Annotated in this window: 23 protein-coding genes and 1 tRNA gene; 22 read left to right on the top strand and 2 right to left on the bottom strand. The window is 68.4% G+C overall.

Annotated elements, in window-relative coordinates; genetic code table 11:
* Positions 1-9: 9 nt before the first annotated feature.
* Positions 10-603 (bottom strand): superoxide dismutase, encoded by a 594-nt coding sequence (locus tag LRK53_RS14780; protein ID WP_027492060.1) that lies wholly within the window; start codon positions 601-603, stop codon positions 10-12.
* Between the two features lie 112 nt (positions 604-715).
* Between LRK53_RS14780 and grxD the strand changes: the two genes are divergently transcribed.
* The 22 genes from grxD (at position 716) to deoD (ending at position 24,938) form a co-directional block, all read left to right on the top strand.
* The gene (gene grxD / locus LRK53_RS14775; protein WP_027492059.1) at positions 716-1,039 is read left to right on the top strand and encodes a Grx4 family monothiol glutaredoxin; all 324 of its coding nucleotides are present in this window, start codon (positions 716-718) and stop codon (positions 1,037-1,039) included.
* A complete protein-coding gene (locus LRK53_RS14770; RefSeq protein WP_027492058.1) occupies positions 1,036-1,806 on the top strand; it encodes an SDR family NAD(P)-dependent oxidoreductase in 771 nt (256 codons plus the stop codon). Before grxD ends, LRK53_RS14770 begins: the two co-directional genes overlap by 4 nt.
* A gap of 60 nt (positions 1,807-1,866) precedes the next feature.
* Positions 1,867-2,466 (top strand): YhgN family NAAT transporter, encoded by a 600-nt coding sequence (locus LRK53_RS14765; RefSeq protein WP_027492057.1) that lies wholly within the window; start codon positions 1,867-1,869, stop codon positions 2,464-2,466.
* Positions 2,467-2,565: 99 nt separating this feature from the next.
* Entirely contained in the window at positions 2,566-4,278 is a 1,713-nt protein-coding gene (gene olsF, locus LRK53_RS14760) for a bifunctional ornithine lipid synthase OlsF (RefSeq protein ID WP_027492056.1), read from the top strand.
* A 353-nt stretch (positions 4,279-4,631) separates the two neighbouring features.
* Complete coding sequence (locus LRK53_RS14755) at positions 4,632-7,874, top strand: TonB-dependent receptor (protein WP_027492055.1); 3,243 nt, start codon at positions 4,632-4,634, stop codon at positions 7,872-7,874.
* Between the two features lie 182 nt (positions 7,875-8,056).
* The gene (gene ppnN / locus LRK53_RS14750; RefSeq protein WP_027492054.1) at positions 8,057-9,457 is read left to right on the top strand and encodes a nucleotide 5'-monophosphate nucleosidase PpnN; all 1,401 of its coding nucleotides are present in this window, start codon (positions 8,057-8,059) and stop codon (positions 9,455-9,457) included.
* Positions 9,458-9,524: 67 nt separating this feature from the next.
* Positions 9,525-9,601: transfer RNA gene (locus LRK53_RS14745), tRNA-Asn, on the top strand.
* 219 nt (positions 9,602-9,820) lie between these two features.
* On the top strand, positions 9,821-10,582 hold the full coding sequence (locus tag LRK53_RS14740; protein ID WP_027492053.1) for a helix-turn-helix domain-containing protein: 762 nt from the start codon (positions 9,821-9,823) through the stop codon (positions 10,580-10,582).
* Between the two features lie 126 nt (positions 10,583-10,708).
* Positions 10,709-12,232 (top strand): copper-containing nitrite reductase, encoded by a 1,524-nt coding sequence (nirK, locus tag LRK53_RS14735; protein ID WP_235642355.1) that lies wholly within the window; start codon positions 10,709-10,711, stop codon positions 12,230-12,232.
* 220 nt (positions 12,233-12,452) lie between these two features.
* The gene (locus LRK53_RS14730) at positions 12,453-13,712 is read left to right on the top strand and encodes an alginate export family protein (protein ID WP_027491891.1); all 1,260 of its coding nucleotides are present in this window, start codon (positions 12,453-12,455) and stop codon (positions 13,710-13,712) included.
* 74 nt (positions 13,713-13,786) lie between these two features.
* The gene (locus tag LRK53_RS14725) at positions 13,787-14,068 is read left to right on the top strand and encodes a DUF2249 domain-containing protein (protein ID WP_027491892.1); all 282 of its coding nucleotides are present in this window, start codon (positions 13,787-13,789) and stop codon (positions 14,066-14,068) included.
* The gene (locus LRK53_RS14720; protein ID WP_027491893.1) at positions 14,049-15,302 is read left to right on the top strand and encodes a hypothetical protein; all 1,254 of its coding nucleotides are present in this window, start codon (positions 14,049-14,051) and stop codon (positions 15,300-15,302) included. The genes LRK53_RS14725 and LRK53_RS14720 overlap by 20 nt, the downstream gene beginning before the upstream one ends.
* Positions 15,299-15,682: a putative zinc-binding protein gene (locus LRK53_RS14715; RefSeq protein WP_027491894.1), complete on the top strand. Its 384-nt coding sequence runs from the start codon at positions 15,299-15,301 to the stop codon at positions 15,680-15,682. The genes LRK53_RS14720 and LRK53_RS14715 overlap by 4 nt, the downstream gene beginning before the upstream one ends.
* Positions 15,683-15,873: 191 nt before the next feature.
* The gene (gene nadA / locus LRK53_RS14710) at positions 15,874-16,899 is read left to right on the top strand and encodes a quinolinate synthase NadA (protein WP_027491895.1); all 1,026 of its coding nucleotides are present in this window, start codon (positions 15,874-15,876) and stop codon (positions 16,897-16,899) included.
* Positions 16,896-18,344, top strand: a complete 1,449-nt coding sequence (locus LRK53_RS14705) for an L-aspartate oxidase (protein WP_235642354.1) — start codon at positions 16,896-16,898, stop codon at positions 18,342-18,344. The genes nadA and LRK53_RS14705 overlap by 4 nt, the downstream gene beginning before the upstream one ends.
* A 105-nt stretch (positions 18,345-18,449) precedes the next feature.
* Entirely contained in the window at positions 18,450-18,965 is a 516-nt protein-coding gene (gene fabA, locus LRK53_RS14700) for a 3-hydroxyacyl-[acyl-carrier-protein] dehydratase FabA (RefSeq protein WP_008439404.1), read from the top strand.
* 1 nt (position 18,966) lies between these two features.
* Complete coding sequence (gene fabB / locus LRK53_RS14695) at positions 18,967-20,175, top strand: beta-ketoacyl-ACP synthase I (protein WP_027491896.1); 1,209 nt, start codon at positions 18,967-18,969, stop codon at positions 20,173-20,175.
* A gap of 23 nt (positions 20,176-20,198) precedes the next feature.
* Positions 20,199-20,858, top strand: a complete 660-nt coding sequence (gene trhA / locus LRK53_RS14690) for a PAQR family membrane homeostasis protein TrhA (protein WP_027491897.1) — start codon at positions 20,199-20,201, stop codon at positions 20,856-20,858.
* A gap of 79 nt (positions 20,859-20,937) precedes the next feature.
* Positions 20,938-21,681 (top strand): deoxyribose-phosphate aldolase, encoded by a 744-nt coding sequence (deoC, locus tag LRK53_RS14685; protein WP_027491898.1) that lies wholly within the window; start codon positions 20,938-20,940, stop codon positions 21,679-21,681.
* Entirely contained in the window at positions 21,678-23,012 is a 1,335-nt protein-coding gene (locus LRK53_RS14680) for a thymidine phosphorylase (protein WP_027491899.1), read from the top strand. Before deoC ends, LRK53_RS14680 begins: the two co-directional genes overlap by 4 nt.
* Positions 23,009-24,214 carry a phosphopentomutase gene (locus LRK53_RS14675; RefSeq protein WP_027491900.1) on the top strand — a complete coding sequence of 402 codons (1,206 nt, stop codon included), beginning with the start codon at positions 23,009-23,011 and terminating at the stop codon, positions 24,212-24,214. Before LRK53_RS14680 ends, LRK53_RS14675 begins: the two co-directional genes overlap by 4 nt.
* A gap of 10 nt (positions 24,215-24,224) precedes the next feature.
* Entirely contained in the window at positions 24,225-24,938 is a 714-nt protein-coding gene (gene deoD / locus LRK53_RS14670; protein ID WP_027491901.1) for a purine-nucleoside phosphorylase, read from the top strand.
* A gap of 24 nt (positions 24,939-24,962) precedes the next feature.
* Here the strand turns inward: deoD and moeB are convergent, their stop codons facing one another.
* Positions 24,963-26,141: a molybdopterin-synthase adenylyltransferase MoeB gene (gene moeB, locus LRK53_RS14665; protein WP_027491902.1), complete on the bottom strand. Its 1,179-nt coding sequence runs from the start codon at positions 26,139-26,141 to the stop codon at positions 24,963-24,965.
* Between the last annotated feature and the right edge of the window lie 16 nt (positions 26,142-26,157).

The raw sequence follows: 26,157 nt of genomic DNA, 5'->3' as shown, positions 1-26,157 counted from the left end.
GGGGGAGAATCAGGCCAGGTTGCCGGCCGCGAATTCCCAGTTCACCAGGTTCCAGAACGCCTCGACGTACTTCGGGCGGGCGTTGCGGTAGTCGATGTAGTAGGCATGCTCCCACACGTCGGTGGTGAACAGCGGCTTGTCGCTGCCGGTGATCGGGGTGGCCGCATTGGAAGTGTTGACGATGCCGAGCGAGCCGTCCGGACGCTGCACCAGCCAGGTCCAGCCGGAGCCGAAATTGCCGGCGGCGGACTTGCTGAATTCCTCCTTGAACTTCTCGAACGAGCCGAACGCCTTGTTGATCGCGTCGGCCAGCTTGCCGCTCGGTGCGCCGCCGCCCCGGCCCTGAGGAGCGGGGGGGCTCATCGAATTCCAGTAGAAGGTGTGGTTCCAGACCTGCGCGGCGTTGTTGAACATACCGCCGGAGGATTTCCGGATGATCTCCTCGAGCGGGGCACCGGCGAACTCGGTGCCCTCGATCAGCTTGTTGAGGTTGGTCACGTAGGCCTGGTGGTGCTTGCCGTAGTGGTATTCCAGCGTTTCGGCGGAGATGTGCGGCTCCAGTGCGTTCTTTTCGTACGGCAGCGGAGGAAGTTCGATCGCCATGATGGGGCTCCTTGGAGGTGGCTGGGAGGAAAGGTCGGCGCAGCGGACGGCAGCCGACGGGTGACTGGTACAATACCGGCTTGCCTGCATTGTAAAGATGAAACACCGAGCCATGGACATCAACGAGCAAATCAAGTCGATGCTGGCCGAGCATCCCATCGTGCTTTTCATGAAGGGCACGCCCGAGTTCCCGATGTGCGGCTTCTCCAGCCGCGCGGCCAGGGCGCTGGTCGACGCCGGCGCCGTGTTCCATGCAGTGAACGTGCTGGCCGATCCGCAGGTTCGCGCGGCGCTGCCGCACTTCTCGAACTGGCCGACGTTTCCGCAATTGTTCATCCAGGGCGAACTGATCGGCGGCTGCGACGTCATCGAGGACCTGAAGTCCTCCGGCGAGCTGGCCCGCATGGCTTGCGACGTCGCCGGGGTGGCGCCTTGACGACGCTGCGCACGTCGCACCTGCCCACGGGCTGGCAGCCGGCCGCCGACACCCTGGCCGATCGCGTGGTGCTGGTCACCGGCGCCTACGGCGGGCTCGGCGGCGCGGTGGCGCGGGCCGCGTCGCGCGCCGGCGCCACGGTGGTGATCACCGGCAAGCGCAAGCGCCAGCTGGAGCAGCTGTATGACGCCATGCTGGCCGAGGGCCTGGCCGAGCCGGTGATCCATCCGCTGGACATGGAAGTGGCCACGCCGCGCGATTACGCCACGCTGGCCGAAGGGCTGGAACGCGACTTCGGCCGGCTCGACGGCATCGTGCACGCGGCGGTCAGCTTCGGCGGACTGACTCCGATCAGCATGCACAAGCCCGATGCCTGGTTGCGCTCAATGCACGTCAACGTGAACGCGCCGTTCGCACTGACCCAGGCCTGCCTGCCGCTGCTGACCCAGGCTGCCGACAGCGCGGTGGTGTTCGTGCTGGATGATCCCGCGCTGCTGCAGCGCGCGCACTGGGGCGGCTACGGCGCATCGAAGGCGGCGCTGGAACGGTTCGTGGCGATCCTGCACGAGGAGACCGATAGCGGTCCGCTGCGCACCCATGCGATGCTGCCGGCGCCGATGCGCACCGCGCTGCGGCAGCTGGCGTATTTCGGCGAGGACATCCTGCAGCGGCCGTTGCCGGACGCCGCCGCCGCCGCTGCGGTGTACCTGCTCGGCGTGCAGGGCGCCGCGGCACGCGGCACGGTGTTGGACCTGCGGGCCGGTTGATGGTTTTACCGGCGGTGCTGCGGCGCTGCCAGCGAGAAGGGAGTCGAGATGGAATCGCAGATGACCACATTGTCGGCGGGCATCCTGCTGTTCCTGATCATGGACCCGCTGGGCAACATCCCGTTGTTCCTGAGCCTGCTGAAGGAGGTGCCGCCGAAGCGCCGGCGCCGGGTGATGGTGCGCGAGCTGCTGATCGCGCTGGGCGTGCTGCTGGTGTTCCTGTTCGGCGGCCAGTACATCCTCAAGCTGCTGCAGCTGAAGCAGGAGTCGATCAGCATCGCCGGCGGCATCGTGCTGTTCCTGATCGGCATCCGCATGGTGTTTCCGCCGGCCGACGGCAGCGGCATCTTCGGCAAGGCCGGCGGCGGCGAACCGTTCATCGTGCCGATGGCGATTCCCGGCGTGGCCGGCCCCTCGGCGATGGCCGCGTTGCTGCTGCTGACCAACACCCAGCCCGGCCGCACCGCCGACTGGACCATCGCGCTGCTGCTGGCGTGGCTGGCCAGCTCGTTGATCCTGCTCAGTGCCACCTACCTGTTCCGCTGGCTCGGCGAGAGCGTGCTCACCGCGCTGGAGCGCGTGATGGGCATGCTGCTGATCGCATTGTCGGTACAGATGTTCATGGCCGGCGTGGCCGCCTTCCTGCACGAGAGCGTTTGAAACGATGACCTTAAGCTTTGTTGTCGCAGAGCAAGGTTCGCATGATCGTGCGGCTGTCATAATAGGCCGGCAGGATGGGGGGAACCCGAGGAGGCAGACATGCTGAGCATCGAACAGTCCCTTGTCGATCGAGTGCCCTGGTTGGCGCAATACCCGCGTCTGCGCCGACCGATGGCGGGCATGCTGGGGCGGCTGGCCGACGAAGACGGCTTCAACCGCGTGCTGGCCCGGGTCGGTGGTGCCGAAGGCTTCGACTTCGTCGATCGCGTGCTGGACGTGCTCGGCACCAGCCACCACGTCAACCCCGGCGACCTCGAGAACATTCCCATCGACGGCCCGCTGCTGGCGGTGGCCAACCATCCGCTGGGCATGCAGGACGCGCTGGCGCTGCTGCAGCTGATCGGCTCGGTGCGCCGCGACGTGCGCATCCTCGGCAACGACTGGCTGGCGACGGTGCCGCAGCTGGGCCAGTTGCTGCTGCCGGTGGACGTGTTCGGCAAGGGAGCCGCCTCGCGCCTGCGCGGCATCTATCGCGCGCTGGAACATGGCGAGGCGCTGATCGTGTTCCCCGCCGGCGAGGTCTCGCGCATGCGCCCCGGCGGCGTGCGCGACGGCCACTGGTCGGACGGCTTCGCGCGGTTGTCCTTGCGCAGCAAGACGCCGGTGCTGCCGGTACACGTGTCGGCGCGCAATTCGGCCATGTTCTATGGCCTGTCGATGCTGGCCAAGCCGCTGAGCACAGCGATGCTGCCGCGCGAGGCGGTGGCGCCCGGCAAGCGGCGGATCGGTTTCAGCATCGGCGCGCTGGTCAGCGCCGAGGAGCTTGCGCAGCGCAGCGGCGGCTCGCCGAAGCAGGCCGCCAAGCTGATGCGCCGGCACGTCTACCGGGTCGGCCAGCATCGCGGCCTGGTGTTCGGCGGCCAGGCGCCGCTGGCCTTGCCCGAGCCGGCCGCGGAGGTCGCGGCGGAGCTCTCGCGCTGCGAGAAACTGGCTGACCTGGGTGACGGCAAGCAGGCGTGGCTGTTCATGGGGACGCCCGACAGCGCGGTGATGCGCGAGATCGGCCGCCTGCGCGAACTGACCTTCCGCAAGGTCGGCGAAGGCACCGGCGCCCGGCGCGACCTGGACGCCTACGATCCGCATTACGAGCACCTGGTGCTGTGGGACCCGCAGGCGCTGCGCATCGTCGGCGCCTACCGCTTCGGCCACGGCGGCCGCTTGATCGCCGAGCGCGGCATGGGCAGCCTGTACACCTCCAGTCTGTTCGACTATTCGCCAGCGCTGGAATCGCGCCTGGCGCAGGGGCTGGAACTGGGGCGCAGTTTCATTGCGCCGGCGTACTGGCGCTCGCGCGCGCTGGATCAGTTGTGGCAGGGCATCGGCCTGTACCTGCAGCGGCACCCGGAGCTGCGCTATCTGTTCGGCCCGGTGAGCATGTCGATGAGCCTGCCGCGTGAGGCGCGCGAATGGATCGCCGCGGCGCATCAGCATTATTTCGGCGCACCGGGTCTGGCCGCGGCGCGCCAGCCCTTCGTGGTCTCGCCCGAAGTGGTGCAGGGGGTGCGCACGGCGCTGGAGGGGCTGGACGCTGTCGCCGGCCTGGGCAAGCTGAAACACCACCTGGACGCGCTGGGCGTGAGCATGCCGGTGCTGTATCGCCAGTATGTCGATCTGGTCGAACCCGCCGGCGTGCAGTTCTTCGACTTCGGCGAGGACCCGGGTTTCTCCGGCTGCGTGGACGGCCTGGTGATGCTCGACCTGGCCAACCTGAAACCGGCGAAACGTGCGCGTTATCTCGGCAAAAGGGAATGATCCAAGATAGGCGACGGCGCTGGCCTGGCCGCAATGAAGGCGCCAGCTTGGCTCTATCTCATTGAGCAGAAAGGATTCACGTTGCAACCAAGGGAGATTCGATGACCGCCGTTGTCGTGTGACCGTTACAAAAATGTCACACAATATCGTTAAAATCGCTTAACGAGCGCGCGGGCGGGAAGGTCCAGCGAGCGGAAATTTTTGCGGGTCCATGCTCCATGGGGCCGCAGCAATACCAAAACCGGGGTTACGCATCGCGTCTGTGCACGCCTGGCACCTGCCGGGCGTGACGGCGTTCTTGACCCCAAGCATGAGTCTTTTTTTCGTTGTGAGCCTGAGGGACGACCCAAGTGATGAATAATCGAATTCGCGCCAAACTCCTGCCGTTTGCCATTGCCTCGTTGCTGGCGGGTGCACCGGCTATGGCACAAAATGTGACTTCATCCGCGGTGAATGGCCGAGTGGTGGATGCCAACGGTCAACCGGTGACTGGGGCCACAGTGCAAATCGTGCACGTGCCGTCGGGTACCACCAAGATCGTGACGACTGATTCCGACGGTCGCTATGCCGCACAGGGTCTGCGTGTAGGCGGCCCGTTCGACATCACGGCAGCCAAGGCGGGTCTGAGCCAGTCCGAACGGGACAACGTTTACCTGCAGCTGGGCCAGACCTCAGCCATCAACCTGACGATGGCGGCGAGCACGGCCGAGGCGAAGAACCTTGGCGAGGTGACGGTATCCGCATCGACCTTGGCGCAGACGTTCTCGGCGGACAACAAGGGTCTTTCGACCAACGTCTCCGGGCGCAAGCTCGAGACCACGCCGCAGGGCAACCGGTCGATCGACGACATCGCGCGACTCGATCCGCGCATCAACGTGACGGATCAGGGTGACGGCTCGATCTCCGCGGCCGGTCTGCCGAATCGTTACAACAACATCAGCGTCGACGGCATCTCCCAGGGCGACCCGTTTGGCCTCAACGCCAACGGCCTGCCGTACCAGGGGTCGCCGATCTCGGTCGACACAATCGGTGAATACAACATCTCCACCGCCAATTTCGACGTCACGTCGGACACGGTGGGCGCCGACATCAATGCAGTGACCAAGTCTGGCACCAACGAGTTCCACGGGTCGGTCTACTACGCCTACCGCAACGCCAACAAGATGGTGGGTGACGCCGGCTGGCTGGAGAGCAGCGATCGGGGCTACAACTACACTGGCTATCAGCGGGACTGGACCGGTGGCGTGACCGTCGGTGGCCCGATCATCAAGGACAAGCTGTTCTTCTTCTTCTCCGCCGAGCGGGAGAAGACCGTGGGCATCGGCGCCGATTCGGCGAATGGTCTGGACTCGTCGCTGGGCAACGGCCCGTCGACGTCCAACAGGGTTTCCCCGGGCGACCTGCAGCAGGTTATCGATACGGCCAAGGCATTGGGTCTGCAGCCGGGCAGCCTTGGCGCCAGTGGCACCACGCTGGAGGACAAGCGCTATCTCGGCAAGATCGACTGGAACATCACCGACAACCATCGTGCGAGCCTGACCTATCAGTACACCAAGGAAACCCAGCCAATCGTGCAGGGCAACTCGTCCAACACCATTGGCCTGAGCAGCTACTGGTATACCAAGAACAGCCTGACCAAGAACGCCGCACTGCAGTTCTATGACGACTGGACACCCAACTTCTCCACCGAGGCGAAGATCAGCTACCAGTCGTTCGAGCAACTGGCGGGCAACGCGTTGAACCAGCCGCAGGTGAGGGTCTACCTGTCGCCCAACAGCAAGGGGCCGTCCGTCTATCTGGGCGAGGACCAGTATCGCCACGAGAACGCGATCAACACCAAGAAATGGTCCGCCTTCCTCGCCGGTACGTTCTATCTCGGCGACCATACGATCAAGGGTGGCATCGACTACCAGCGCAACGAGATCTACAACCTGTTCGGGCGTACCGAACATGGCAACTACACGTTCTACGGCCTGAACAACTTTGCCCAGGGCAAATACGACTCGTATTACCTGTACCAGCCGGCACCGGGCTACACGTTGAATGACGTGGCTGCGACCTGGACCTACAGCCAGTTCAGCCCGTTCCTGCAGGATACCTGGCAGGTCAACAACAACCTGTCGCTGACCTACGGCGTGCGCGTGAACATTCCGCATGCGAATCATGCACCGCTGTACAACGCGGCTTTCGAACGGACCTTCGGCTACCCAAACAACACCAAGCTGGGCACCAAGAACAAGGTGGTCGAGCCGCGCCTGGCCTTCAACTACAGCTTCGACACCGAGCGCATGACGCAGCTGCGCGGCGGCGTCGGCCTGTTCCAGACCGTGCCGCCGACGGTGTGGATGACCAACCCGTACCAGAACAACGGCCTGACCGTGGCGAGCTACTCCTCGTTCGATCCGGCGACGGCACCGTTCAGCCCGAACCCCTATGGCCAGAACATTCCGACAGGCACGCAGAGCCAGCCGGCGGCAGTGGTCGATACCATCGACCCGAACTTCAAGCTGCCGAGCGTCTGGAAGGCCACGCTGGCGTTCGATCGCGAATTGCCGTGGTGGGGCATGGTCGGCACGGTGGAGTTGCAGCACATCAAGGTGCGCAACGGCATCTTCTACCAGGCGATCAATATCGGCGCTCCGACCGGCCTGTTGCCGGATGGTCGCGAACAGTACTGGGCCAGGCCGGGCCAGGCTGCGTCAAGCAGGGATGCTGCCGCAAATCGCAACAAGGCGTTCGACAGGCAATCGACCTTGCTGACCAACACCCAGAAGGGCAAGTCGGACAGCCTGACGCTGAGCTTGTCCAAGCCGTTCTCGGAAAACTGGTTTGGCGACGTCAGTTTCACCATGACTCATGCGACGGACGTCAACCCGGGCAACAGCTCGCAGGCCTTCTCGGGTTACCAGTACGTGGTGCGCAAGAATGTCAACGACGAAGTGGCCGGTACCGCCGACCGGAACACCGCCAGGACGGTGAAGGCCTCGCTGACCTGGCAGCACGCGTTCTTCGGTGACTACAAGACCTCAGTGTCGGCCTTCTACAGCGGCCACAGCGGCTTGCCCTACAGCTGGATCTTCTCCGGCGATGCCAACGGCGACGGCATCTTCTACCAGGATCCGATCTATATCCCGACGATCGGCGATTCGAAGGTCAGCTACGGCAAGGCTTCGCCCCAGCTGATCCAGCAGTTCCAGGATTTCGTCTCCGGCAACAAGTACCTCAATGCGCATCGGGGCCAGATTGCCTCTCGCAATGGCGATCATTATGGCTGGGTGAACCAGCTCGACATGAGCTTCTCGCAGGAGATCCCGGGTCTCTTCAAGGGCAACAAGGGCGTGGTACGGCTGGACGTGTACAACTTCCTGAACCTGCTCGACAAGAAATGGGGGCAGACGGTCAACACGCAGTACAACACGCGCACGCTGGCCGGTTATGACGGCGTCAACGCGCAGGGTCAGTACATCTACTCCCTGCCGACCGACAAGAGCGGCAACTACCAGCCGCAGCAGCTGATCCGCTATGACGCCGGCAGCAACCCGACCCGTGTCGTCTCGCGCTGGTCGGCCATGCTGACTCTTCGCTACACCTTCTGATCCTGACTTCAGGATTCGATCCGAAAGCGATCAGCCGGTGCCCGCGAGGGCACCGGCTTTTTTCTGGCCGGTGCGAATGCGCGGACTTGGGACTACCACTTGACCCTGTTCGGCGTATGGCCTGAAGCTACGCGACCGGCTCTGCGGAAAGCGGGGCATGGCGCAAGAACTATGGAGACTCGATGAACACCCGTTACGCCGATCCTTCCGGTACCACCAGCACCGTCAGCGCCCGCATCTCGCCGATCGGCGGCCTGGACGTCCTTTCCCGCAACGAAGTGGCGCGCCTGCGCGGTGCCAGCGGCTCGGGCCTGCACGTGCTGCTGCGGCGTTGCGCACTGGCGGTGCTGACCTCCGGCAACGTCAGCGACGACCCGCGCGCGATCCTGGAGCAGTACCCGGATTTCGACATCCAGGTGCTGCAGCAGGATCGCGGCATGAAGATCGAGCTGTCCAACGCGCCGGCGCAGGCGTTCGTGGACGGCCAGATCATCCGCGGCATCAACGAGCTGCTGGTCGCGGTGGTGCGCGACATCGTGTACGTGTCGACCCAGCTGGAACAGATCGGCTTCGACCTGGACGCGTCCGCTGCGCTGACCCAGAGCGTGTTCGAGATCCTGCGCAACGCGCGCATCCTCAAGCCGCAGGTCGATCCGAACCTGGTGGTGTGCTGGGGCGGCCATTCGATCTCGCGCGAGGAGTACGACTACACCAAGCTGGTCGGCTACCAGCTCGGCCTGCGCGGGCTGGACATCTGCACCGGCTGCGGCCCGGGCGCGATGAAGGGGCCGATGAAGGGCGCCACCATCTCGCACGCCAAGCAGCGGCGCCGGCACAACCGCTATATCGGCATCACCGAGCCGGGCATCATCGCGGCCGAGTCGCCGAACCCGATCGTCAACCACCTGGTGATCATGCCGGACATCGAGAAGCGGCTGGAGGCGTTCGTGCGTCTGGGCCACGGCATCATCGTGTTCCCCGGTGGCGTCGGCACGGCCGAGGAGATCCTCTACCTGCTCGGCATCCTGCTGCACCCGGACAACGCCAGCACGCCGTTCCCGCTGATCTTCACCGGTCCGCGCCAGTCGGCCGCCTATTTCGAGCAGATTGACCGCTTTCTGCGGCTCAGCCTGGGCGACGGGGTGGCCCGGCATTACCAGATCGTCGTGGACGACCCGGAAACGGTGGCGCGCATGATGATCAAGGGCCTGGAGAAAGTGCGCCACAACCGGCTCGACACCAAGGATGCATTCTTCTTCAACTGGGCGCTGCGGATTCCGCTGGAGTTCCAGCAGCCGTTCCGCCCGACCCACGAGGCGATGCGCGCACTGCAGATTCACCACGAGCGTCCGCGGCACGAGCTGGCGGCCGACCTGCGCCGGGCGTTTTCCGGCATCGTCGCCGGCAACGTAAAGGAAGAGGGCATACAGGCGATCGAGCAGCACGGCCCGTTCGCCATCGACGGCGACGCGGACATCATGCGGGCGCTGGACAAGCTGCTGCAGGCCTTTGTCGACCAGCACCGCATGAAGCTTCCCGGCGGTACCGCATACGTGCCGTGCTACCGGGTGCTGAGCGCCTGACGAAGCGCGGCGACGGTCCGGCGCGGCTTGACAGTTCGCCGGGTGCTCAGCAAACTACGCAGCTCCCGCCCGAATAGCTCAGCCGGTTAGAGCACTTGACTGTTAATCAGGGGGTCGTTGGTTCGAGTCCAACTTCGGGCGCCAGATGCAAGCCAGGGGCCGGCAGTGATGCCGGCCCTTGTTCTTTCCGGGGCCGGCAAAACCGGGCGTAGACGTTGCTGCGACGTCATGCCCCGTGGCAATCGCCACCGCAATCGCCGCCGTTGCGTATCATCGCGATATATTCCGCCTCATGTTGACGTGATGGCTGCAACCTGACGCCATCACGCCCGAGCCCCCACGCGCGATCCCCACAGGTTCCCCATGCGCCGCAATCATCCGGCAGGCCGCCTGCCCGAACCGCCTAGCCCGATCGCCGACGACGGCGACGAGACGCACTTCTGCCGCACCTGTGCGTTCTCCGGCGCGTGCATCGCCGAAGGTTACGGCAAGCCAGAGCTGGTCGAGCTGCATTGCCTGGTCGAACACGTCGGGCCATTCCATGCCGGCGAGCACATTTTCCGTACCGGCGATCCGTTCCGCTCGATCTTCGCGGTGCGCGCCGGCACGGTGAAGACCAGCATGGTCGATCCCGCCGGGCGCGAGCAGGTGCTCGGCTTCTACCTGCCCGGCGAGGTGATCGGCCTCAACGCGATCTACCCGGATCGGTTCCCGTGCGATGCGATGGCGCTGGATACTGCGTATTTCTGCCGCTTCTCGTTCCCCGCGATGAGCGCGCTGGCCACGCGCATGCCGGCGGTGCAGCAGCGGCTGTTCCGGCTGATCAGCAAGGAGCTGGGCATGGCCACCCTGCTGGCCGGCGACCACAATGCCGACGTGCGCATGGCTGCTTTCCTCACCGACCTGGCCGCGCGCTACAAGGAACGCGGCTTCTCCGGCACGCGCTTCCATCTCAGCATGTCGCGCGGCGACATCGCCAACTACCTGCGGCTGGCGGCCGAGACGGTGAGCCGCGTGCTCAGCCGGTTCCGCCAGCAGGGCCTGATCGAACTGGAGGGGCGCGAAATGGTGTTGCGCGACCCCGAAAGGCTGTGCGCGATCGGCAAGAATCTGCTGCCGCAGTGAGCGTCTCCGCGGCGGCTGTGGCGGCTTGACGCAGTAGCCGTTTTCCATCGGCAGGGATGACATATGTCAAGCGCGATTCGCGACGCCTCCCTAGGCTCTGCGCGCAGAAACCACAGGGAGACACCCATGTCACGTTCGTTGTTCCTTGTTCTTGCCGCGGCAGGCGCGTTGGCGCTTGCCGGCTGCTCCGGCAAGCCGTCCGCGGTATCGCCGGTGGGGGAGGCTGACGCCAGCCCCAGCCCCGCCGCGATCGCCGCCACCCATGGCGACTTCGGTCCGCCGCAGGGCGAGCCGATCCACGCCGTGCTGACCAGCCCGCCGCACGTGCCGCCGCCGGTCAACCGCAACCATCCGGCCAAGGTGATCGTCGAGCTGGAGGTGGTGGAGAAGGAGATGCCGATCTCCGAAGGCGTCAGCTACACGTTCTGGACCTTCGGCGGCACCGTGCCGGGCAGCTTCATCCGCGTGCGCCAGGGCGACACGGTGGAGTTCCACCTGAAGAACGCGCCGGACAGCAAGATGCCGCACAACATCGACCTGCACGGGGTGACCGGGCCGGGCGGTGGCGCGGCGTCCAGCTTCACTGCGCCGGGGCACGCCTCGCAGTTCACCTTCAAGGCGTTGAACCAGGGCATCTACGTGTACCACTGCGCCACCGCGCCGGTGGGCATGCACATCGCCAACGGCATGTACGGGCTGATCCTGGTCGAGCCGCCGGAAGGGTTGCCGAAGGTCGACCACGAGTACTACGTGATGCAGGGCGACTTCTACACCACCGGCAAGTACCGGCAGAAGGGCCACCAGCCGTTCGATATGGAGAAGGCGATCGACGAGCACCCGACCTACGTGCTGTTCAACGGCAAGGAAGGGGCGCTGACCGGCGACAACGCGCTGACCGCGAAAACCGACCAGACGGTGCGCCTGTTCGTGGGCAACGGCGGGCCGAACCTGGTATCGAGCTTCCACGTGATCGGCGAGATCTTCGACAAGGTGCAGCCCGAAGGCGGCACGGTGGCGCAGCACAACGTGCAGACCACGCTGATCCCGGCTGGCGGTGCGGCGATGGTGGAGTTCCACACCGATGTGCCGGGCAGCTACGTGCTGGTCGACCACTCGATCTTCCGCGCATTCAACAAGGGCGCGTTGGGCATCCTCAAGGTGGACGGCCCGGAAGACAAGACGATCTACTCGGGCAAGGAAGTCGACTCGGTGTACCTGGGCGACCGTTCGGAGCCGAACCTGAAGGCGGTGACCACCGCGGCGCAGGCGCATGCGGCCGGCACGCTGACCAAGGCGGAGCAGATCGCGGCGGGCAAGCAGCTGTTCACCGGCACCTGCTCGGTATGCCACCAGGCGAACGGCGGAGGCCTGGCGAACGTGTTCCCGCCGCTGGCCAAGTCGGACTACCTGGCGGCCGACCCGAAGCGGGCGATGACCATCGTGACGCACGGCCTGACCGGCAAGGTCACGGTGAACGGCCACGAGTACGACTCGGTGATGCCGCCGATGAGCCAGCTCAATGACGACGAGGTGGCGAACATCCTGACCTACGTGCTGAACAGCTGGGGCAACCCGGGCGGGCAGATCAGCAAGGAAGAAGTCGCCAAGGCCCGCGCCGAAGCGCCGGCAGCCGCGGCGCCCGCGCACTGATCGGGCTCGTCGCAATAGGCATCGTATGGAGGTAAAGACGTCCAAACGAGAAACTGCAAGAAGCAACGCCGGTCCTTGTGGCCGGCGTTGTCGTTTGCTTGCGGCGCACAGCCGCGGCGCGTTGTCACAGCGGCAGCCGGCATCGGTGGCGATTGACCGGAGTCAACTTGGGCGCGAGTGCACGCCCCGAGACTGCCGCCGACCACAAGGGAGCGATACCATGCACCATGCACGCAATCATCTTTCGGCCGCCTGCCTGCTCACGATCCTGGCCGCGCCGGCCTGGGCGGCCGGCGGGACCGGCAACGCCAGTGGGCCGGCCGCATCGGCCGAACCATCATGGCAACTGGAGTGGGATGCCCGCCTGCGCCACGAGCAGGTCGACGACGACGCGTTCGCGCGCGATGCCCGGGCCGACACCTTGCGCCTGCGCCTCGGCCTGCATGGCGAGTTCGGGCACGGCTGGAGCGGACTGGTCGAGGGCGCCGGTGTGGCCAGTGCCGGCGACCACTACAACAGCGGTGCCAATGGCCGTACTTCGTATCCGGCGGTGACCGATCCGCGCGGCGGCGAGTTCAACCAGTACTGGTTGCGCTGGCAGGGCGACCGGTTCGGTGCCACCGCCGGTCGTCAACGGCTGCTGCTGGACAACGAGCGCTGGGTCGGCAACGTGGGCTGGCGCCAGCACGAACAGACCTTCGATGCGGTCGAGTTGCGCTGGCAGCCGCTGGCGGCGTTGACGGTGCGCTACGACTGGCTTGACCGCGTGCACCGGGTAGCCGGCCGCGATGCGCTGAACCCGCTTGCGCGCGAGCGCAAGTTGAACACCCATCTGCTCAATCTGGCGTGGGCTCGGGACGCACAGCAGTGGACGGGTTATGCCTACCTGCACGAGGACCGCGACGTGGCCAGCGCCTCCAGTGCCACCTACGGCGTCCGCTGGAGAGGCAAGGCGTTGCGCCAAGGCAACGGCCTCGGCTGGACGCTGGAGGGGGCGCGTCAATATGACTACGCCAACAACCCGCAGCGCTTCGCGCACAGCTATTGGCTGCTGGAACCGAGCTGGACCCAGTCCGGGATCACCGCGAAGCTGGGCTGGGAACATCTGGGCGGCAACGGCCGGCATGCGCTGCAGACGCCGCTGGCCACGCTGCACGCGTTCAACGGCTGGGACGACCAGTTCGGCGTGACTCCGGCCGGCGGTCTGGAGGATCGCTACGTCGGCGTCGGCGGCAACTTCGGTCGTCATGGCACGGCCAGCAAGCTGGGCTGGGCGGTGGCATACCACGACTACCGCGCCGACCGCGGCGGTCGCTACGGCAGCGAGTGGAATGCCTCGCTGGCGTTTCCGCTGGCGCGGGGCCTCAGCGGCCTGCTGAAGGTAGCGGACTATCGCGCCGACGGGTTCGGCCGCGACAGCGCCAAGCTTTGGCTGCAACTGGAGTGGCGCGGCCAGCAGACACTGGCCGGCGCACGTTGAACGAAGTCGCACTGCGCATGGGCGTGTTGATCCAGGTCAGCGCGCCCGCAACGTCACTGGATTGAGATGATGCCATGCAAGCGAAGCCTTCCCTACCACGCCGCGCCGACGACGCGGTGCTGCCCGAACTCGACCTGCGCTGGCTGCCCTCGCCGGAGCCGATGCTGCGTGCGCTGGCCGCCGCCGATGCCTTGCTGCCGGGCCAGGCAGTGCAGGTGCTTACCCCGCTGCTGCCGACGCCGTTGCTCGACGCACTGGAATCGCGCGGCCTGCGGGCGACGGCGTTTGCCTTGCCGACCGGCGGAGCGCGCGTGCTGATCCGTTGCCCGGACGGTGATGACGCAGCTTCGGCTTGAACAGGCGCCGGCGCCTTCACTGCCGCGGCGCTTCCTGCTCGGCGCGCCATGCTGGGGCATGCTGGCCGGCGTGCTGCTGATCGTCGATGGCGACGCGGCGTTGCGCATGCGCTGGAGTCCGGCCACGCTGGCGCTGGTGCATGTGTTCACGCTCGGCGTGCTCGGCAACGCGATGCTCGGCAGCGTGCTGCAGTTCCTGCCCGCCGCCGCCGGCGTACGGGTGCGCGGCAGCGCGACGCTGGGGCCGTGGCTGCATGGGCTGTTCAATTTCGGTGTGCTGCTGCTGGTGGCGGGCCTGCACCAGGGCTGGCACGTCGCCTTGATCGTCGCGGCGGTGCTGCTGCCGCTGGCCTTCGTGCTGCTGGCGGCGATGACCGTGCCCGGCCTGCTGGCGGCAGCCGGGCAGCGCCTGCTGCGCGCGGGCTTCGGCGTGGCGATCGGTTTTGCCGTGCTCACCGCACTGCTCGGCGGCCTGCTGGCGCTGGGGCTGGCCGGCGACCTGGACTTGCCGCTGGCGGCGCTCGCCGATGTGCATGCGGGCTGGGGCGTGCTGGGCTGGGTGGTCGTGCTGATGGCCACCGTGGCGCGGGTGGTGATGCCGATGTTCCAGGGTACCGGCACGCTGCGCGAACCGGTGCAGGCGGCGTGGCTGGGCAGCGCGGTGCTTGCGCTGTTCGGCGCTGCCGGCTGGCGTCTGGCCGGTGGCGCTGGTGCCTGGCTGCTCGGCACGGTGCTGCTGCTGGGGCTGCTGTTCGCCGTTGCCGGCCTGTGGCTGCAATGGCGGGCGCCGCGGCCGCGCCGCGGGCCGCTGCTGTGGAGCTGGCGCGCGGGACTGGCGATGCTGGCGCTGGCCGCGTTGGCGCTGCCCGCGGACGTGCGCGGTGGTATGCTGGCCGGCGCGCTGGGGCTGGGCGTCGCGCTGCCGCTGCTGGTCAGCGGCATGATGCTGGAGATCGTGCCCTTCATCGGCTGGATCGAGCTGCATCGGCGCATCGGCCGCGGCGTGCAGCTGCCTGGCGTGCAGCGGCTGCTGCCGGTGCACGAGAAGAACCGCGTGCTGCTGGCGCAGCTGCCGCTGCTGTTGTTGCCGATGGCTGCGTGCTGGCCGTCGACGTGGCTGGCGCGTGTCGCCGGGTTGGCGCTGGTGCTGGCGTGGGGCTGCGCGTGGTGGACGCTGCGCGGCGTGCGCCGGCGCGCGAATCATTTCCTGTCGACCGTGGAGCCTCGCCCATGAGTGCCAAGTTGCCACTCGTCTATTCCTGTTCCGGTTGCTCCAGCGCGGCGCAGATGGCCAATCACCTGGCGCTGCGACTCGATCGCGCCGGCATTGCCGAGATGTCCTGCATCGCTGGCGTCGGCGGCGGCGTCACCGGGCTGGTGCGCACGGCGCGGAGCGGGCGGTGCATCCTGGCGCTGGACGGCTGCGTGCTGAAGTGCGTTTCGGCCTGCCTCGCCAACGCGGGCGTGGTGGCCGACACCCACGTGGTGCTCTCCGAGCATGGCGTGAAGAAACGCCAGCACGCCGATTTCGATCCGCACGAGGCGCAGCGGCTGTACGCCGCCGAGGTGCTGCCGGCGGCGCAGGCGCTCGCCGTCGTCGGGCAGAGTGGTTGACATGGGTCAAGGCGTGCGCCTGCCCACGCCGGCCATGATGCCGCCCAGCATGCGTGGCCCAACTTCCAACATGATGCTTCCGCCGCACCGCATGCGGTCGGCGGTGTAACCTCTGCGGCAGCGCGTCGTACCCGCCTGCCACGTCGCCACCGCCTGAGCCGTTCGTTTTCATCCTTCGAAAAGCAATCAGCATGAGTGCCTCCGCAACCCTGCCCGTGCCAGTCTGGCGCGACGAGCTCGAACACGAATACGCCGCGCTGGCCGAGCGCCTAGAACCGCTGGTGCCGTGCCTGGAGATTCCGCTGCACCTGCCGTGGATCGACGCGATCAACAAGCTGAAGAAGCAACGCGGCGCGGTGATCATGGCGCACAGCTACCAGTCGCCGGAGATCTTCCACGGCGTGGCCGACGTGACCGGCGACTCGCTGGGCCTGGCGCAGGCGGCAGCCAAGTGCGAGGCCGATCTGATCGTGCTGTGCGGCGTGCACTTCATGGCCGAGACGGCGAAGATCCTGGCGCCGCACAAGACCGTGCTGATTCCCGATCTCGAAGCCGGCTGCTCGCTGGCTTCTTCGATCACCGCCGCCGACGTGCGTGCGCTGCGCGCGCAGCACCCCGGCACGCCGGTGGTCAGTTACGCCAACACCTCGGCCGCGGTGAAGGCGGAATCCGATGCGATCTGCACCTCGGCCAACGCGGTGCAGGTGGTGGAGGCGATGGGCACGCCGAAGGTGATCTTCCTGCCCGACGAGTTCCTCGGCAAACACGTGGCGAAACAGACCCAGGTGGAGATCATCCTGTGGCACGGCCGCTGCGAGGTGCACGAGCGCTTCACCGCGCAGGAAGTGCGGCATGTGCGCGAGCAGTTCGGCACCAGGGTGGTGGCGCATCCCGAATGCTCGCCCGAAGTGCTGGCCGAGGCCGATTTCGTCGGCTCCACCACCGCCATGGGCAAGTGGCTGGCGCGCGAGAAGCCGGCCCGGGTGGCGATGATCACCGAGTGCTCGATGGCCGACAACCTCAAGTCGCAGTTCCCGCAGACCGAGTTCATCAAGCCGTGCAACCTGTGTCCGCATATGCAGCGGATCACCCTGCAGAACATCTACGCCTGCCTGCGCGACCTGCGGCATGCGATCGAGATCCCCGCCGAGGTCAGCGTGCGAGCGCGCGCAGCGCTGGAACGCATGCTGGCGATCGGACGGCGCGAAAGCGTATGAGGCACGCACAGCTGCCGATCGTGGTGGTGGGTGGCGGTGCGGCCGGGTTGGCCACGGCGCTGGCCATGGCGCCGGCGCCGGTGCGGCTGCTGTGCCGCGCCCACGATGGCCGCGGCAGCGCCAGCGCGCTGGCCCAGGGCGGCATCGCTGCGGCGCTCGATCCGCGCGACAGCGCGGCCGCGCATGCCGCCGACACGCTGGTCGCCGGTGCGCAGCACAACGATGTGGCGATGGTGCAGTGGCTGGCGGCCGGGGCGCCGGCGGCGATCGCGTGGCTGCAGGCGCAGGGCGTGGTGTTCGATCGCGATGCACAGGGCTGCCTGCAGTTGGGTCGCGAAGGGGGCCATAGCACGGCGCGCATCGTGCACGCCGGCGGCGATGCCAGCGGCGCCGCGTTGGTCTACGCCTTGCGCGCCAGGGTGCAGGAGGCCGCGCACGTGCAGTGGCGCGGCGGCGTCGATGTCGATGGCCTGCTGCTGCGTGAGGGGCGCGTGGCGGGCGTGCGCACCCGCGACGAGCGCGGTCGCCGTGAGCGGATCGAGGCGTCGGTCGTGGTGCTGGCTACCGGCGGCATCGGCGCCTTGTATGCGCGCACCAGCAATCCACCGGGTGCCGATGGCGCCGGCCTCGCGCTGGGCCTGGCGGCGGGGGCCGCGGCCCGCGACCTGGAGTTCGTGCAATTCCATCCCACCGCGCTCGACGTGCCGGGCCATTGCCTGCCGCTGATCACCGAGGCGCTGCGCGGTGCCGGTGCCCGCCTGCATGATGGCGGCGGTCACGCGCTGATGGCGGGGGTGCATCCGCTCGGCGACCTGGCGCCGCGCGATGTGGTGTCGCGGCGCGTGGCCGCGGAGCAGGCCGCGGGTGGGCGGGTCTGGCTCGACGCCACCGGTGTGGACGGCGACTGGGCGCGGCGTTTTCCCACCGTATTGGCGGCATGCCTTGCGCACGGCTTCGACCCCCGCCGCGATGCGCTGCCGGTGACGCCGGCGGCGCATTTCCACATGGGCGGGCTGGCCACCGATGCGGACGGCCGCACCAGCGTGCCGGGGCTGTACGCGGTGGGCGAGGTGGCCTGCAACGGCGTGCACGGCGCCAACCGCCTGGCCAGCAATTCGCTGCTCGAAGGCGTGCTGGGCGGCCGCCGGCTGGGTGAGCTGCTGGCGAATGCCCCGGTGCCGGAGCCAGGCCGCGGCCGGCTGCGCGTGGTCGAGCGCGGCGAAAGCCTGCCGCCCGCCCAGCTCACGGCGTTGCACGCGCTGCTGTGGCAGGCGGCCGGTCCGGTGCGCGAGGCCCGCGCCCTGCGCGATGCATGGCGGGCCTGCGCGGCGCTGGCCGAGGCCGGCTGGCAGGCCCGGCTGGCCAAGGCGCTGCTGCGTGCGATGCGCCTGCGTCGGCATTCGCTGGGCGCGCATTGGCGGGAGGATCGCGGCTGTCCGCGCTGAGCTCGTTTCAATGCGTGCGCGTACGGCGCAGGCAGGGTTGACCCGCGTCAAGACAGGAGCGCGCCCAGCTGTCACACTGGGCGTTCCTCACCCCGCGAGTTATTCATGACACGTCCTTCCTCCTTCGACTACGAACAGCTGCGTGCCTGTGGTCGCGGCGAGCTGTTCGGCGACGACAATGCCCGTCTGCCTTCGCCGCCGATGCTGATGTTCGATCGCATCACGCAGATTTCCGAGGAAGGTGGTGCCTACGGCAAGGGTTTGATCCACGCCGAGATGGACATCCATCCGAAGCTATGGTTTTTCGACTGCCACTTCATCGGCGATCCGGTGATGCCCGGTTGCCTGGGCCTGGATGCGATGTGGCAGCTCAGCGGTTTCTTCCTGCCGTGGCTGGGCGAACCCGGTCGCGGCCGCGCGCTCGGCGTGGGCAACGTGAAGTTCTCCGGCCAGGTGATGCCGACGGCGAAGCTGGTGCGCTACGAGATCGATATCCGCCGCGTGATGCGCGGCAAGCTGCGGCTGGTGATTGCCGACGGCAAGACCTTCGTCGACGATCGCCTGATCTATGAAGCCAGCGACATGCGCGTCGGCCTGTTCCAGACCACCGAGGGTTTTTGAGATGCGTCGTGTCGTAGTGACGGGCATGGGCATCGTGTCGTGCCTGGGCAATCTTCCGGCCACGGTGGTGCGCGCGCTGCGCGACGGCCGCAGCGGCATCCAGGCGATTCCGGAGTACATCGAGCGCGGCCTGCGCAGCCATGTGGCCGGTGTGCCGCAGATCGACCTGGACGCCGCGATCGATCGCAAGCTGAAGCGTTTCATGGGTGATGCCGCCGCCTACGCCTACGTGGCGATGCGTTCGGCGATCGCCGATGCGGGACTGGCTATCGAGCACATCCGCCATCCGCGCAGCGGCGTGATCGCCGGCTCCGGCGGTGGTTCGGCGCGGTGGCAGATCGAGACCGGCGACATTCTGCGCGAGAAGGGCGTGCGCAAGATCGGCCCGTACATGGTGCCGCGCACGATGTGCTCCACCGTGTCCGCTACGCTGGCCACCGCGTTCGGCATCCTCGGCCTGAGCTATTCGATCTCCGCCGCCTGCGCCACCTCGGCGCACTGCATTGGTGCGGCCGCGGACCTGATCCGCCACGGCGCGCAGGACGTGATGTTCGCCGGCGGCGGCGAGGAAGTGCATTGGGGCATGACCGCGCAGTTCGACGCCATGGGCGCGCTGTCCAGCCACTACAACGCCGCCCCGGCGACCGCGTCGCGCCCGTACGACACCGGCCGCGACGGCTTCGTCATCGCCGGTGGCGGCGGCATGCTGGTGCTGGAGGAATACGAGCACGCGAAGGCGCGCGGCGCGCACATCCATGCCGAGCTGGTCGGCTACGGCGTCACCTCCGACGGCGCCGACATGGTGGCGCCCTCGGGCGAAGGCGCGGTGCGCTGCATGCGCATGGCGATGGCCAGCGTCAACGCCCCGGTCGACTATCTCAACACCCACGGCACCTCCACGCCGCTGGGCGACATCGTCGAACTGCAGGCGTTGCGCGAGACGTTCGGCGAGGCGGTACCGCCGCTGTCGTCGACCAAGGCGCTGACTGGCCATTCGCTCGGCGCGGCCAGCGTGCACGAGGCGATCTACAGCCTGCTGATGCTCAACGAGGGCTTCATGGCTGGCTCGGCCAACATCGACGAACTCGACCCGCGCGCCGAAGGCTTCCCGATCCTGCGTGAAAGCCGCCCGGCGCAACTGACCACGGTGATGTCCAACAGCTTCGGCTTCGGCGGCACCAACGCCAGCCTGGTGTTCGCCAAGGTGTGACGGCACGCATCCCGGCCATCCGCATGTCACCGACCCGCAGTGGTGCCATCGCCCGGACGCAGAGCTGGCGCGAGGAGCTGGCCAACAGCCTCAGCCACGGGCTGGGCCTGCTGCTGGCCATCGCCGGCCTGCCGGTGCTGGTGCTGCGCGCCGACCACCTCGACAGCGGCTACGCGATGGCCGGTGCGCTCAGTTTCGGCGGCAGCGCGGTGCTGCTGTACCTGGCCTCGACGCTGTACCACGCGATGGCGCATCCGAAGGCCAAGGCGATCCTGCGCGCGCTCGACCACGCGGCGATCTACCTGCTGATCGCCGGAACCTATACGCCGATCACGCTGGGCGTGCTGCGCGGGGGCTGGGGCTGGGGGCTGTTTGGCCTGGTCTGGGGCCTGGCCCTGGCCGGCATGCTGTTCAAGGCGCTGGGCGGGATGCGCTTCCCGCGCGTGTCCACCGCGTTGTACCTGGCCATGGGCTGGGTGGGCGTGATCGCGATCCACCCGCTGTGGGTGCGCATGGAAACCGGCGGGCTGGCCTGGCTGGCCGCCGGCGGGCTGGCCTACAGCCTGGGCGTGGTGTTCTTCGTGCTGGACGAGAAGCTGCGCTACAGCCATTTCATCTGGCACCTGTTCGTGCTGGCCGGCACCACCTGCCACTTCTTCGCCGTACTGCTCTACGCGTTCTGATCGACTTGCCGCAGGTCAAGGAAGCTTCCGCCTGCGTGGCCTAGGCTGCATGGCCGAAGATCCGTGGAGTAGTAGCCCCGTGCCCGACGACGCCCGCAGCCCGCGCGCCCTGGCGACGCGCCTGTTGTCCCTGCTTGACCTGACCAGCCTGGGCGAGAACGACACGCCGGCGCGGATCGAGGCACTGTGCGCGGCCGCGCTGGCCGCGCCGGTGTTGCCGGCGGCGCTGTGCGTCTACCCGGAGCACGTGGCCGGCGCACGGCGCCAGCTGCAGGGCAGCGCGATCAAGCTGGCGACGGTGGTGAATTTCCCCGACGGCGGCGGCGACCCGGCCCGGGTCGAGCGCGAAACGCAGCGGGCGCTGGCGGCCGGTGCCGATGAGATCGACCTGGTCCTGCCCTACCGCGCGCTGCTGGCTGGCGATGCGGCTACCGCTGGCGCCGTGGTGCGTGCCGGTCGTGCGGTCTGCAGCGACGGCGTCGTGCTCAAACTGATCATCGAGAGCGGCGAGCTGGGCAGCGCCGAACGCATTCGCCAGGCGTGTGCGATCGGGCTCGATGCCGGCGTGGATTTCCTCAAGACCTCCACCGGCAAGGTGCCGCTCAACGCGACTCCGGCAGCCGCGGCGGTGATGCTCGACGCGATCGCCGAAGCGGGCGGGCGCTGCGGCTTCAAGGCGGCCGGCGGCATCCGCACGCTGGCCGATGCGGCCGCCTATCTGGCGCTGGCCGAGGCGCGGCTCGGGCCGGGCTGGGCCGACCCGGCGCATTTCCGCATCGGCGCCAGCGCGCTGTTCGGCGAGCTGGTGGCGGCAACGTCGTGAACGCACAGCGTGCCGCCGGCCTGATCCGCTGCAAGCGCGACGGCGGCGAACTCGACGCCGGCCAACTGCGCGCGGTGGCGCAGGGCATCGGCAGCGGCGCCTGGAGCGAGGCTCAGGTTGCGGCGTTCGCGATGGCGGTGGCGTGGCGCGGCATGAGCATTCCGGAGTGTCGTCAGTTCACCCTGGCGCTGCGCGATTCCGGCCAGTGTCTGCACTGGGACGATCTGCCCGGGCCGACGCTGGACAAGCACTCCACCGGCGGTGTCGGCGACGGCGTGAGCCTGCTGCTGGCGCCGCTGCTGGCGGCCTGCGGCGGCTACGTGCCGATGATCTCCGGCCGCGGTCTGGGCCATACCGGAGGCACCCTCGACAAGCTGGAGAGCCTGGCCGGCTACGAGGTGCATCCGTCCAGCGCGCGCCTGCGCCAGGTGGTGGAGGAGGTCGGCTGCGCCATCGTCGGCCAGGGCGAGGGGCTGGTGCCGGCCGATGGCCGGCTGTACGCCGTGCGCGACGTCACCGCCACGGTGGACGTGGCCGACCTGATGGTTGCCTCCATCCTCTCCAAGAAGCTCGCCGGCGGCGCGCAGGCGCTGGTGCTGGACATCAAGACCGGCAATGGCGCCCAGCTGCCTGCGCTGGCCGATGCGCGCGCGCTGGCCGGGCGCATGTTGGCCGTCGCCGAAGGCAGCGGCCTCGAGCTGCGGGTGGTCTACAGCGACATGGGCCAGATGCTGGGCCGCGAGGCCGGCAACGCGCTGGAACTGCGTGCCGTGCTGGACCTGCTGTGCGGCCGCGGCGACAACCCGCGCCTGCTTGCGCTCACGCTCGAACTGGCGGCGGCGCTGCTTTGCATGGGTGGTCTTGCCGCTGACCACGGCGACGCGACGCGACAGCTGCGCCGCGCGCTCGATACCGGCGAGGCGGCCGAACGCTTCGCCCGCATGGTGGCGGCGCTGGGCGGCCCGGCGGATCTACTGCAACGGCCGGATGTCCATCTGGCCCGGGCGCCGATACAGCACGAGGTTCGCTCGCCCGGCACCGGCTACGTGGCGGCGGTGGACGTGCGCGCGCTGGGTCAGGCGGTGGTCGAGCTGGGCGGCGGCCGCAGCCGACCGGGCCAGGCGCTGGACCATGCGGTGGGCCTGGTCGAGGTACTCGGTTGTGGCAGCGCCGTCGAGGTCGGCCAGCCGCTGGCGATCATCCACGCCCGCCGCGCCGACGCCGCCGAGGCGGTGCAGCGCAAGGTGGCCCGCGCTTTCCGCATTACCACCGAGCCGCCGCCGAGCCGGCCGCTGTGGCAGTGGCACCTGCCGGCAGAACAATGCGCATGACCCGCGTGATCTGGCTGGTGTGCGATTCGCTGGGGCTCGGCGCCGCGCCGGATGCCGCCGCCTATGGCGACCTCGGCGCCGACACCTTCGGCCACATTGCCGCCGCGTGTGCCGCGGCGGCCCGCGGCCCGCTGCGCCTGCCGCAGTTCAGCCGGCTCGGCCTGCCGCAGGCGCATGCCGCGATCCACGGCCAGGCGGCGCCCGGCTTCGCCGGGCTGGCGGCGCCCGAAGGCCTGTGGGGGCATGCGGTGGAACGCGCCCGCGGCAAGGACACGCCGTCGGGCCACTGGGAAAGCGCCGGCGTGGTGCTGACGCAGCCGTTCGGGCTGTTCGAGCAGGCCGAGCAGTCGTTTCCGCCGGCCCTGCTGCAGGCCCTGGTGGAGCAGGGTGGGCTGCCCGGCGTGCTCGGCAACTGCCATGCCTCCGGCACCGAGATCGTCCAGCGCCTTGGCGCCGAGCACGTGCGCAGCGGCCGTCCGATCGTCTACACCTCGGCCGATTCGGTATTCCAGATCGCCGCCCACGAGCAGGCGTTCGGCCTGGACCGGCTGTACCGCCTGTGCGAGCTGGCGCGCACGCTGCTCGATGACTACCACATCGGGCGGGTGATCGCGCGGCCGTTCACCGGCGACGCCGCCACCGGCTTCAGCCGCACCGTGCATCGGCGCGACTATGCCCTGCCGCCGCCCGCGCCGACGCTGTTCGACGCGCTGCAGGCGGCCGGCGGCGAGGTGATCGCGATCGGCAAGATCGACGACATCTTCGCCCACCGCGGCGTGTCGCGGGTGGTGCATGCGTACGGTCACGATGCCTTGTTCGACGCCACGCTGGCGGCGCTGGCGCAGGCCGGCCCGCACAGCCTGATCGCGACCAACTTCGTGGACTTCGACATGCTGTACGGCCATCGGCGCGACGTGTTCGGCTATGCCGCGGCACTGGAAGCACTGGACGCGCGGCTGGCGGAGTTGCTGCCGGCGCTGCAGCCGGGCGACCTGCTGGTGATCAGCGCCGACCACGGCTGCGATCCGGTCTGGCCGGGCAGCGACCATACCCGCGAATGCATCCCGGTGCTGGCGTTCGGGCCGGGGCTGGCGCCGCGCGCGTTGGGCCGGCGCGACAGCTTTGCCGACATCGGCCAGAGCATGGCCAGCCACCTCGGCCTGCCGCCGCTGGCGACCGGGCGCAGCTTTTCTCCCGCATGACGAGCCTCGCATGAGCACGCCCCACCTCGACGCCAGGCCCGGCGATATCGCCGACACCGTATTGCTGCCGGGCGACCCATTGCGCGCAAGACACATCGCGCACGAGTTCCTCGACCAGGTGGTCGAAGTCAACACGCGCCGCAACATGCTCGGCTACACCGGCCACTACCGCGGCCTGCGCGTGTCGGTGCTGGGCAGCGGCATGGGCATCCCGTCCTGCGCGATCTACGCCACCGAACTGGCGCGGGTGTTCGGCGTACGCCGGATCGTGCGCGTGGGCACCTGCGGCGGGGTGGGCGACGTCGCGCTCGGCGACCTGCTGCTGGCGCAGGCGGCATCGACCGACTCGAACTTCAACCGGTTGCAATTCGGCGGCCACGACCTGGCCGCGTGCGCCGATTTCGGCCTGATGCGCGCGGCCGTCGACACCGCCGCCGCGCAGCGCGTCGCCCTGCGCGTCGCCGGCGTGTTCAGCACCGACTGCTTCTACGGCGGCGACCCGCAGCTGCTCGCGCGGCTGCTGGCGCACCGCATCCGCGGGGTCGAGATGGAATCGGCCGGGCTCTACGGCGTGGCCATGCGCGAAGGCTTCCAGGCACTGTCCATGCTGACCGTCAGCGACCACCTGGAACATGACGCGCACATGCCGCCGACGCAGCGCGAACAGGGTCTGGCGCGGATGGCCGCGCTGGTGCTGGACAGCCTGCTGCCGGCGGCGGGTTGAGTTTCAGCCGGCGCGCCGGCCCGCTCAGTCCGGGCGAGCGCCGGACGAACACAGCGCCTCGATCTGCGGGTAGCCGGTGAACGTCGCGTGGGCCGAGCATGCCGGGCAACCCGGGTTGCGCTGCAGCCGCGCCTTGTGGAACTGCATGCCCAGCGCGTCGAAGCTGAGCAACTGGCCGACCAGTGGATCGCCCAGGCCCAGGATCAGCTTGAGCGCCTCGGTCGCCTGCAGCAGGCCGACGATGCCGGGCAGCACGCCAAGCACCCCCGCTTCGCTGCAATTGGGCGCATCGGCCGCGGACGGCGGCAGCGGGAACAGGCAGCGGTAGCACGGTGAATCGTCGCGGCGCGGATCGAACACGCCGAGCTGCCCGCTGAAACGCTCCACCGCGCCGTAGATCATCGGCATCTTCAGGCGCAGCGAGGCGGCGGCCAGCAGGTAGCGGGTGGGAAAGTTGTCGGTGCCGTCGAGCATCAGGTCGTGGCCGGCCAGCAGCCGCTCCACGTTGCCGGCATCCAGCCGCTCGGCCCGCGTCTCGACGTGGATGCGCGGGTTCAGCGCCTGCAGCGTCATCCGCGCCGACGCGGTCTTGGCCATGCCTACGCGCGCGTCGGCGTGGACGACTTGCCGGTGCAGGTTCGAGCGTTCCACCGTGTCGTGGTCGATCAGGGTGAGCTGGCCGACGCCGGCGGCGGCGAGGTACAGCGCCGCCGGCGAGCCCAGCCCTCCGGCGCCCACGATCGCCACCCTCGCCGCGCCCAGCCGGGCCTGCCCTTGCTCGCCGACCTGCGCCAGCTGCAACTGGCGCGCATAGCGCTCGGCAGCGTCCGGGTCGAGCGTGCCGGCCGCGATGGGCAGGCCTTCGGCCTTCCAGCGCGCGAACCCGCCGGCGACCGAGCTCACCTGGCGGTAGCCGAGCCGCTGCAGCGATTCGGCGGCGAGCAGTGAGCGTTGCCCGGAGGCGCACAGCAGCAGCAGGGGACGTTCGCGATCCTGCTGCAGGTCCTCGATGCGCAGCTCGAGGTGACCGCGCGACAGGCCCAGCGCATGGGCGGGCAGGCCGCCGGCACGCTCGGCGTCTTCGCGCACGTCGATCAGCAGGGCGCCGAGCGCCTGTTGCGCCAGCGCCTGGGCCGGGGAAATTTCCGGTATGCGCCGGCGCAGCTGCTCCAGCCAGGAGTCGCGGTTGGTCGGGACGCTCATGGCGGAAGTCTGTGCG

This window comes from Rhodanobacter thiooxydans, from assembly GCF_021545845.1.
GTDB lineage: Bacteria > Pseudomonadota > Gammaproteobacteria > Xanthomonadales > Rhodanobacteraceae > Rhodanobacter.
The sequence above is the reverse complement of the archived record's forward strand: the minus strand, read 5'-3'. Positions and strand labels throughout refer to the sequence as shown.

Excerpts from the sequence above, each read along its gene's own strand:
- LRK53_RS14780 (WP_027492060.1), bottom strand. The coding sequence starts at position 603 with ATGGCGATCGAACTTCCTCCGCTGCCGTACGAAAAGAACGCACTGGAG.
- LRK53_RS14740 (WP_027492053.1), top strand. The coding sequence starts at position 9,821 with ATGCGCCGCAATCATCCGGCAGGCCGCCTGCCCGAACCGCCTAGCCCG.
- olsF (WP_027492056.1), top strand. The coding sequence starts at position 2,566 with ATGCTGAGCATCGAACAGTCCCTTGTCGATCGAGTGCCCTGGTTGGCG.
- deoD (WP_027491901.1), top strand. The coding sequence starts at position 24,225 with ATGAGCACGCCCCACCTCGACGCCAGGCCCGGCGATATCGCCGACACC.
- LRK53_RS14725 (WP_027491892.1), top strand. The coding sequence starts at position 13,787 with ATGCAAGCGAAGCCTTCCCTACCACGCCGCGCCGACGACGCGGTGCTG.
- fabB (WP_027491896.1), top strand. The coding sequence starts at position 18,967 with ATGCGTCGTGTCGTAGTGACGGGCATGGGCATCGTGTCGTGCCTGGGC.
- LRK53_RS14675 (WP_027491900.1), top strand. The coding sequence starts at position 23,009 with ATGACCCGCGTGATCTGGCTGGTGTGCGATTCGCTGGGGCTCGGCGCC.
- LRK53_RS14720 (WP_027491893.1), top strand. The coding sequence starts at position 14,049 with ATGACGCAGCTTCGGCTTGAACAGGCGCCGGCGCCTTCACTGCCGCGG.
- moeB (WP_027491902.1), bottom strand. The coding sequence starts at position 26,141 with ATGAGCGTCCCGACCAACCGCGACTCCTGGCTGGAGCAGCTGCGCCGG.
- nirK (WP_235642355.1), top strand. The coding sequence starts at position 10,709 with ATGTCACGTTCGTTGTTCCTTGTTCTTGCCGCGGCAGGCGCGTTGGCG.
- grxD (WP_027492059.1), top strand. The coding sequence starts at position 716 with ATGGACATCAACGAGCAAATCAAGTCGATGCTGGCCGAGCATCCCATC.
- LRK53_RS14755 (WP_027492055.1), top strand. The coding sequence starts at position 4,632 with ATGAATAATCGAATTCGCGCCAAACTCCTGCCGTTTGCCATTGCCTCG.
- nadA (WP_027491895.1), top strand. The coding sequence starts at position 15,874 with ATGAGTGCCTCCGCAACCCTGCCCGTGCCAGTCTGGCGCGACGAGCTC.
- LRK53_RS14730 (WP_027491891.1), top strand. The coding sequence starts at position 12,453 with ATGCACCATGCACGCAATCATCTTTCGGCCGCCTGCCTGCTCACGATC.
- LRK53_RS14765 (WP_027492057.1), top strand. The coding sequence starts at position 1,867 with ATGACCACATTGTCGGCGGGCATCCTGCTGTTCCTGATCATGGACCCG.
- fabA (WP_008439404.1), top strand. The coding sequence starts at position 18,450 with ATGACACGTCCTTCCTCCTTCGACTACGAACAGCTGCGTGCCTGTGGT.
- ppnN (WP_027492054.1), top strand. The coding sequence starts at position 8,057 with ATGAACACCCGTTACGCCGATCCTTCCGGTACCACCAGCACCGTCAGC.
- LRK53_RS14715 (WP_027491894.1), top strand. The coding sequence starts at position 15,299 with ATGAGTGCCAAGTTGCCACTCGTCTATTCCTGTTCCGGTTGCTCCAGC.
- LRK53_RS14705 (WP_235642354.1), top strand. The coding sequence starts at position 16,896 with ATGAGGCACGCACAGCTGCCGATCGTGGTGGTGGGTGGCGGTGCGGCC.
- trhA (WP_027491897.1), top strand. The coding sequence starts at position 20,199 with ATGTCACCGACCCGCAGTGGTGCCATCGCCCGGACGCAGAGCTGGCGC.